Origin of the sequence: Arthrobacter humicola, assembly GCF_039531445.1 — a bacterium.
Taxonomy (GTDB): domain Bacteria; phylum Actinomycetota; class Actinomycetes; order Actinomycetales; family Micrococcaceae; genus Arthrobacter; species Arthrobacter humicola.
The window spans coordinates 1-2,071 of record NZ_BAAAQB010000016.1 but is presented as its reverse complement, the minus strand read 5'-3'; the positions used below and the strand labels follow the sequence as shown (position 1 = coordinate 2,071).

1 protein-coding gene and 1 pseudogene are annotated in these 2,071 nt (G+C 65.6%); both read left to right on the top strand.

Annotated features, from left to right (window positions below; all coding sequences use genetic code 11):
* Window positions 1-307: 307 nt before the first annotated feature.
* Window positions 308-1,600 (top strand): IS110 family RNA-guided transposase, encoded by a 1,293-nt coding sequence (locus ABD243_RS06435; protein WP_344363426.1) that lies wholly within the window; start codon window positions 308-310, stop codon window positions 1,598-1,600.
* Between the two features lie 106 nt (window positions 1,601-1,706).
* Window positions 1,707-2,071: pseudogene (locus ABD243_RS06430) on the top strand (transposase); the annotation flags it as partial.

The following is a 2,071-nucleotide window of genomic DNA, read 5'->3' as shown; positions in this document are numbered from 1 at the left end:
TCACCGGCTTCCCCGAGGCCATCGCCGCGACCTGGCCGGCCGCCATGGTCCAGACCTTATCTGTTCACAATAGTGACGGCGGGACGGTCCCGCCGGCCACCTGCACCGTCGCAGGGAGAACCCATGCAGACACGCATCCTTCGAGGACCCCATGCAGACCCGTTCCCCCGCGGCGGCGGCAGACCGTGAACCAGCCAGCGGGAGCCGCGACACCCGAAGTGGTGATCGCCGAGATAAGGTTCTGGCGCGGGACGCCCACGCAACCGGTGAACCACAGGTGGTGTGTCCGTAGGAAAGGCCACCGACTATGGCTCATCACGAAGATGCCGCACCGTCAGATATATTCGCCGGTATCGACTGGGGCGGATCGTTCCACCAACTCTGCCTCATTGACGCGGACGGTAAAACCATCCTTCAGAAACGGTTCCAGCACACCGTCGCCGGCCTCGGGCAGCTCCGGGAGGCCATAACCAAACATCCCGGTCACATAAGGATCGCCATCGAACGCTCGGAAGGGCTGCTGGTGGAGCAGCTGCAGCAGCTCGAGATCGAGATCTACTGCGTTTCCCCAAAAATCTCGGCCAGGGCCCGGGAACGCTACCGGCTGGCCACGAAAAAGTCTGACGCATTCGACGCGTTCGTCCTGGCCGACACCCTGCGCCATGAACACGCCCACTGGCGCCCGCTGTCCACCCCGTCCACCCTGCTGGCGCGGATCAGGGCACTGAGCCGCGACCGGGAACGACTGATCATCACCCAGCGCAACACCGAGAACCGGCTCCGGGCCGTCATGGAGTCCTACAACCCTGCCGTGCTGCACCTGTTCTCCAGCCTGGACCGCGACATCTCCCTGGCATTCATCGAGCAATACCCTGCCCCGGAACAAGTCCGGCGGCTGACGGTCAGGACCATGGCGCTGTTCTGCGCACGCCAGCACTATTCCGGACGCACTGACCCGGAGATTCTTATGGAAAGGATCCGGCCCCACATGCTCGCCGGCAGCAGCGGCACCAATGAAGGCAAAGCCCTCACTGCGAAGCTGTTTGCCGCCCAGCTAAGAATGCTCAACGGGCACATCGGGCTGCTGAACCTGGAACTCTCCCGGCTGCTCCAGGCGCACCCCGATACCGCTGTCTTCACAAGTTTCCCCGGCATCGGCGACATCGGCGCGGCCGCACTCATGGCCGGCATGGGCGAGGACCGCACACGGTTCCCGTCGGCAGCAGCCCTGCTCGCCGAGACCGGTCTGGCACCGGTCACCCGCGCCTCCGGCCGGACCCGGCAGGTGAGGTTCCGCTACGCCGCCAACAAAAGAATGCGCCACGCCATCGACTGGTGGGCCTTCGTCGCCGTCCGTGACGACCCGCACTGGACCGGGGCCCTGTATGAAACCGCCCGCGCCGCCGGCCAGGGACACCACCGCGCACTGCGCGGCATCGCCGCCCGTTGGGTGCGGATCCTCTGGAGATGCTGGCAGGACAACACCGCATACGACATCTCCCGTCATCCCCACCGCCGCGAGGCACTCCACCAGGCGCAGAATCTGAACCCGGCAAAGATCACAGCCCGGGCCATGGACCCCGAAGCCAGCATGGCCTAACGCAGCCCCCTGACACCGCTATTCCGTGGAGCCCGCCGGTCCACGGACGATGCCGCCTGCCCCGAAGACGACACCGAAATGAGCCCATAGGTTGACAGCGGGAGTCTGCGTGGTGCACCTGATCCGCGCCTCGATGCGCTTCATCGGCTACCAGGACCGCAAGAAGGTCGCCGCGGCCCTGCGGCCCGTTTACACCGCCCCGACAGCCGACGCCGCCCAGGACGCACTGGATGACTTCGAAGCCTCCGAGCTCGGCCGGAAATACCCGGCAACGGTGCGGACCTGGCGCAGCGGCTGGGAGAAGTTCATCCCGTTCCTGGCCTTCCCGACACCGGTCCGGCGGATCATCTACACGACCAACGCCATCGAGTCGCTGAACTACCAGCTGCGCAAGGTCACCAAGAACCGCGGGCACTTCCCGAACGACCTGGCCGCCGTGAAACTGCTCTGGCTGGCCATCTGCAACATCGA

Bases quoted from the DNA above. Each gene is read 5' to 3' on its own strand.
- ABD243_RS06435 (WP_344363426.1), top strand. From the start codon at position 308: ATGGCTCATCACGAAGATGCCGCACCGTCAGATATATTCGCCGGTATC.